Raw genomic sequence first — 6,382 nt, 5'->3', positions numbered from 1 at the left:
CGTTGTTCTTGCACTTATAGATGTTGTATTCTTTGCGTTCCTTGATTTTTTCCAGCGTCTTTTTGCAGTGCGGGCAGCGAAAGACCGCTTGCTTGGTGAACCGATTTCGGTGGTTGAACCGGCACTGGCACACTTTGCATTGGTATTGCCCTTTTCCGCCGTTATTGGCGTACAGGTAAGAAGAGGGAGCCTGGCAGCGAGGGCAGGTCAACGAATCCGGAACAGATGGGCCGYAAAGGACGTCYGTGCTGGGCTTCRTAGTCYGCCAACAGCTTCCGGTAATCAAGGGTTTCCGGCACATCGATGATCGGAAGGTCATCGACYTGAAGTTTCCGGTACGGYTTTTGGATGGGTTCGTCCAAGTCCTCGAGATTCAACGATTTTCCCAATATCACACCCATCTAATACACGATAATTTGATATTGGGTCTTGATTATTTCAAGCAAATAGGCTAATCATTGAGGTAACAAAGCTTGTCACTCCTTTGTTTTGGCTGTTGGGTGTCGTTACCTCAATGATGGCGGAAAACAACGGGGGTGGTAAGCTTTTTTTGTTCAACCGTTGAAACCCAAGGAAAAACCGTGAGTGTGGAGGATAAACTTTTGACAATACCTGTATCCGATGGGGAGGGCTGAAAGCGTGATGAGCCAGTTGGCGTATCGGGTGAAATACCGCCGCAGTTGGACCGACAAGGGACTCAGGGCGTTTTTCAAGGCAATGATTGCCCGGATGGATGGGATTCGTCTTTTCGGACGTCGTTTCGGAGAAGGATCGTCGCATCCGGCGGAGGAAACGACATCCACTAAACAGACGGTCGTGAACAAGGCGAAACAACGCGTCCGCCGTCTTTGGCCTGAGATCACGCGGAATAACGTGCCATATTTAAAGCAATCGTCCGGGACACCGATCTATCATGCCCTGTCTGAACTCAAGGCATGGTAAAAAAAAGGTATACATATCGATCTGCCATGGCAAGGGATGAGAATTCAAAAGCGCTTACGGACTAAATTCAAAAAATGGTTTGCCAACCTATGATTTACACCTGTTTTCAGCGAATCAAAAAAGTTTCCACAAAGTCTTGACTGACTCTTAGTAATGATCCTGCTTGACATTTTTGAAAATATAATTACTAAAATTCAAAAACATCAAAAATCATAGAGCAGATGTATTTTCATGAGTGGAAAAATCATAGTTCGACAAATGGGATAGCTGTAATAATGGTTTGACCTGTTTAATATGTTTGGACCACTGATCAAGGGATGTTCACTTACAGAAAGCTGATCTGAAATCAGAACAAACAATGATCCCTACAACAGATGAGAAAAATGCTACGACATTTATCTCCCACTGATACACATGTAACGTAAAGAGATGCTTATGATTGTCGATGAACTCATTCAGCAAAAGTGAGGATCAACTTATATCCTTTGTGGAACAAGCGAAATCTTGCATGGGTTAAATCTGTGCATGGAATCGGAAAGAATGTTCAAGCCTTTATTCGAAGAATCAACCAGAACCCAGAACGAACGATCGATCATTTGTGAATTCAATTTTGTCTTCATGGGCAGTCATGGCGCCGGGAAATCACGAAAGTTTCGGGAAATGGAAATATAGACGGGTGAGGCAAGGAAACAAGAAGTTGAGGTTACACCTGGTGTGGGGTGCTCGTGCCATGGCCCGAACGAAAAACACCCATTTATCCGTGAAGTATCATCGGATCGCTAAACGAAGAGGAGTAAATCGGGCGAGTATCGCTGTGGGAAGAACGATGTTACAAATCCTCTACGTCATTTTAACCAGAAAGGAACAGTATAGAGGTATAGAGAGTTTGGAAACCTACTACTGGGATTGGTAGCGAGAAACGAACCTAGTGTGTCAAACGATGAAGCAATTTAGGGGGATAGGGTATCAAGTGAAACTGGAAAAAACGAGTGCGCATTATCGGTAAACCATATATACTGAAATTCTTTCTTTTAAAACCTACTTCTAATGGTTAGGTAGAGATCGTTCTTGTCTTTTTCGAGTTTTCAGGGTAGGAGGAGAGCAATTATTGGATATTAAAAATGATTTGAATCATTTTTTTGAGTATACTTCTTACCAAAATGCTTATGGACTTTTATACAGCCAAAAAACAGGAAAACAGGTTGCATTTTTAAAGTCCATGCTTGATACTCTTCCAAAAGAGAGTAAAATACTTGATTTATGTTGTGGTAACGGAAGACATCTTTTTTCTATTAGAAGACTAGGCTTTGATGTTATTGGCATAGATTCACATTACGAAACAGTAGCCAAAGTCAAGGAAACCGATCCCGCTGCTAATATTATGTTCTGCGATGCACGTTTTATGAATTTTATTGAAGTCTTTGATTTAGTCTACTGTTTAGAAACATCTATTGGTTACTTTAACGATGAAGAAACCATTAAAATTTTCGGTAAAGTTTATAATTCTCTAAAATATCAAGGGATATTTATTGTGCATGTTTTTAACAGGGAGTTGTTATTGAAATATTTTGAGGACAGTTCATATTTTTATGATATTTTCCACCAGCCAATTTTTGAAAGCAGGGAAATCGATTTATTAAATGGACTATTAAAAATTAGACAAAAAAGAAATAATAGCAATATAAAAGAATACCACCTTGATTTACGAATTTATACTGCTGTTGAATTAAAAAATATGTTAAGTACTGTTGGTTTTAAAATAAGCAATGTTTATGGTGATTTTGATAAATCACCGTTTTCAATTAATAGCCCTGAGTTAATTATTATTCTAAAAAAGGAAGGATAGAAATGTATAAAAAATATCGCAAATCACGTTACACAATTAAACATGAGACTCAAGAAGGTACTTTAATCTTATTTAACACTTTTTCTGGAGCTATAGCAACAATTGAAGATGTAAAAACAAAAGAAAAGGTTAAAACTATTTTACGGGAGGGGTTATTATGTGAACCTGCAAATGAATTAGAAACAGAGTTAATTAATCAACATTTTTTGGTACATCATTCAACCGATGAAAATCGATTAGTAGATTTAATGAGAGATATGGAAAAAAATCGAAAGGATCACTATGAATTAATTTTATATTCTACAGAAGAATGTAATTTTAGGTGTGTTTATTGCTTCGAGAAATTTTTAAGGGGGGAAATGCCGAAAGAAATTCAACAGGCTATTATTAAGCATATTTTACGAAAAGCACCTCATATTAATAGTCTAAATATTGCTTGGTTCGGCGGGGAGCCATTAGAAGGTGTAAATGTAATTAGGAATATTAATAAAGAAGTTAAAGAAATATCTAAAAAATTCGGATTTACATTCAACTCTGGAATTACAACAAATGGATACGAACTCGATGAAAATCTATTTCGTGAATTGGTAGATTTGAATATTATCCAATATCAAATCACTTTAGACGGGCCGAAAGATACCCATGATACACATAGAATACTTAAAGATGGTGGTCCTACTTTTGATCGTATTATAAACAATTTAAAAAGTATTCAAAAGACTGATTTAGAGTTTAAAGTTTTAATCCGCTCAAATTTCGATAAAACCAATAAGGATAGAATGCAAGAATTAATAGAACTGCTTTCAGAGTTTTTGAATGGAGATGAACGTTTCCAATTATATTTTAAACCTGTGCAGAATTATGGTGGAACATCTGCTAAAGATCTACCACTATATGATCCAAAAGAAAGTTTTAAAGTTATGAGTGAGGTTCAAAAACGAGCACATTGTTATTTTCCGACCTCCACTGAATTGCTAAGTTCCCTTGACCCAATGGGAAGTGTTTGTTACGCTGGTCTTCCGAATAGTTTTGCGATTGGGGCAGATGGAACTATTTATAAATGTACTTTAGAATTAGATGAGCCTCTGAATCAATTAGGGAAAATTAGAGGAGACGGAACTTTTGATATTGATGAAGATAAACTTACCTTATGGATAACGGCAGATGCGAAAGATGATAGGCAATGTAACTCTTGCATTTTAAAGCCAACTTGTCAGGGAATGCATTGTCCACTAATTAGAATTAAAGAACAAAGGAGTCCTTGTCCACCTTTAAAGAAGGGAATTCGAACAGCCCTTGAATTAGTTACTGTTTACGCTGGAATAGACATAAAAAACGATTAGTTGTACTGATATACCTTATTTACCAAGCTTCATACCATGTAATCTTCAAATGCATGATTAATTTAGCTTTTCCGTGAAAATGCACGTGCTTGGATTGGTCATTTTCATGCCCGGGTGGAGRGCAAAACGTTGCYCATGGATCTTTTCCGTGAAAATGCACGTGCTTGGATTGGTCATTTTCATGCCCGGGTGGAGGGCAAAACGTTGCCCATGGATCTTTTCCGTGAAAATACGCACACCTTGATTAGTCATCTTTATGCCTGAAAGGAGGTGAGATAAATGAAATTGATCAAGAGGAAAAAAGTGGCTGATTTGACAGAAAAGAATATAATTATAAACCTGAGATGTAGTTGCTCGTAGTCAAACAATTTGATCTTTGTAGTCAGAATAATGATAATGCTTATTTTGTTCTCAAAAAGTCTGGAAAAGTCTTTTTGAGAACTCACATTTCGCACCCTCTCGGCAAAAATCGAGAGGATTTTTTTGTTCCGCCTCACATTTCGCACCCTCCCGACGAAAATCGGGAGGATTTTTTCATTCCGATGTCGAATGAATCCTTGACACACAAGGAACGTAAAGGAGTTTTTCTCTCATGAATGTGAAAGTCAAAGGGGTCTATCGTAATGATTATTTGAATATAATAAGTGTTCTAGTCAAAAAACTGGACCTCCCCCACTTGATTGACCATCCTGTGCCCGTCGATCCACAGTGCCAAACGCGAGTCAGCGATGCCGTTCAGGCCATCCTTTACAATCTATTTGACGGCCGGCAAGCCCTTGTTCACTTAGAACGATGGGCTCAGGAGATCGATCTAGAGAAACTCATTCGTCCCGGTCTCCATCCTTCCTGGTTGAACGACGATGCCTTGGCCCGTCATCTCGACCGCTTGTATGAGGCCGATATTCACAAGGTCATCAGCACTTGCTTGATTCACATTTATCACAAAGAAGGCCTTTCCCTCCGAGCCTTTCACGCCGATACGACAGACAAGACGGTTTACAGAGCCTATGAATCGGCCTCGTTAGAGGCTCTGCAGATCACACATGGCTACAACCGCCATCAGCATTGGCAAAAACAGATCGGCTTCGGACTGGTCGGCAACGAGGATGGCATCCCGTTTTACGGCGATGTGCACGACGGCAACCTGTCTGATAAAACATGGAATCCCGAGGTGCTGTCCCGTGTCCATGAACAGCTGAAGCAAGCCCACCTCGACGACGAATGGATTTACGTGGCCGATTCCGCCGCGATGACAAAAGACACCTTGGCGCAGACGAAAGCCGCCAACGCCTTTTTGATCACCAGAGGCCCTTCATCGCTCCGGATCGTGAAACAGGCGCTCGCGGAGGCCGATTCGCCTCACATCACGTGGAGTAAACCCTTTACCCTAGCGGAGAGAAACGGCGCCACGCATCGGGTATGGGAAACGGCCTCGACCTATGAAGGCCACTCGGTTCGGCTGATCGTCGTCGAATCGAGCGCGCTCGACCAGCGCAAAGGAAAAACGCTCGAAAAAGAGCGGGCGAAAGAAGCGGAGCTTCTTCGCGAGGAACAAGAGCGTTGGGAGCGCCATCCCTTCTCCTGCCGGGAAGACGCCGAACAAGCCTTGACATCCCTCAAGGCGTCCCTTCGCCCCCGGTTTCATCGGGTCAACGCCGCGGTCAAAGAGATCGTGCGTCCGAAAAAACGGCGCGGACGGCCAAAAAAGGGGCGGAGCCCGAGACGGAGACGCTGTACACCCTTCACCTAAACGTCGAATTCAACCAACCGACATGGGAACAGGCAAGACGGAAAGCGTCCCGGTTTGTTCTCGTCACGACCGTTCCGAAGGAATGGAAGGGCCAACCCATGGATGCCCAAGAAATCTTGAAGCTGTATAAAGGGCAAATCTCGGTGGAAATGAACTTCGCGTTTTTGAAAGATCCGTTTTTCACAGATGAGATTTACGTCAAAAAACCGGAACGGGTCGCCGCATTGGGCTATTTGTTTCTGTTGGCCCTAGCGATTTACCGCGTTTTTCAGCGCCGGGTGCGCCAGTTCATCACACCCGAACACCCGTTAAAGGGCGCGGGAGGCCGCAAGTTGACACGGCCAACGGGACAGGCGATTTTTCAGCTGTTTCAATATGTGAACGTCATCCTGCTGGAGCTGCCAGACGGGCGCATCCAACGCGCACTCGATCGCCCCCTCAACCCGGACCAGCGAAGGATTCTGCAGGGATTGGGCATGGATGAGAGCATCTACGTGTAAC

At 42.2% G+C, this 6,382-nt stretch carries 2 protein-coding genes and 3 pseudogenes; 4 read left to right on the top strand and 1 reads right to left on the bottom strand.

Translation table 11 applies throughout. The annotated features are described in order from the left end of the window. Nucleotides 1-446, bottom strand: a pseudogene (locus CV944_RS18055) (FmdB family zinc ribbon protein); the annotation flags it as partial. A 166-nt stretch (nt 447-612) separates the two neighbouring features. Between CV944_RS18055 and CV944_RS16080 the strand changes: the two are divergent. From CV944_RS16080 to CV944_RS16050, 4 genes and pseudogenes are all read left to right on the top strand, one after another. Continuing rightward, nucleotides 613-942 (top strand): annotated as a pseudogene (locus CV944_RS16080) (UPF0236 family transposase-like protein); the annotation flags it as partial. A gap of 1,108 nt (nt 943-2,050) precedes the next feature. Next, entirely contained in the window at nt 2,051-2,788 is a 738-nt protein-coding gene (locus CV944_RS16070; protein WP_021322585.1) for a class I SAM-dependent methyltransferase, read from the top strand. Nucleotides 2,789-2,790: 2 nt separating this feature from the next. Beyond that, complete coding sequence (locus tag CV944_RS16065) at nt 2,791-4,131, top strand: radical SAM/SPASM domain-containing protein (RefSeq protein ID WP_025038984.1); 1,341 nt, start codon at nt 2,791-2,793, stop codon at nt 4,129-4,131. A gap of 592 nt (nt 4,132-4,723) precedes the next feature. Further along, nucleotides 4,724-6,381 (top strand): annotated as a pseudogene (locus CV944_RS16050) (IS1634 family transposase). Nucleotide 6,382 lies beyond the last annotated feature (1 nt).

Origin of the sequence: Geobacillus sp. WSUCF-018B (assembly GCF_002809985.1) — a bacterium.
Classification (GTDB): Bacteria; Bacillota; Bacilli; order Bacillales; family Anoxybacillaceae; genus Geobacillus; species Geobacillus thermophilus.
This window is presented reverse-complemented; position numbering and strand designations above follow the sequence as displayed.

What these genes read in the sequence shown, in the direction of transcription:
- CV944_RS16065 (WP_025038984.1), top strand. Translation starts at nt 2,791, where the DNA reads ATGTATAAAAAATATCGCAAATCACGTTACACAATTAAACATGAGACT.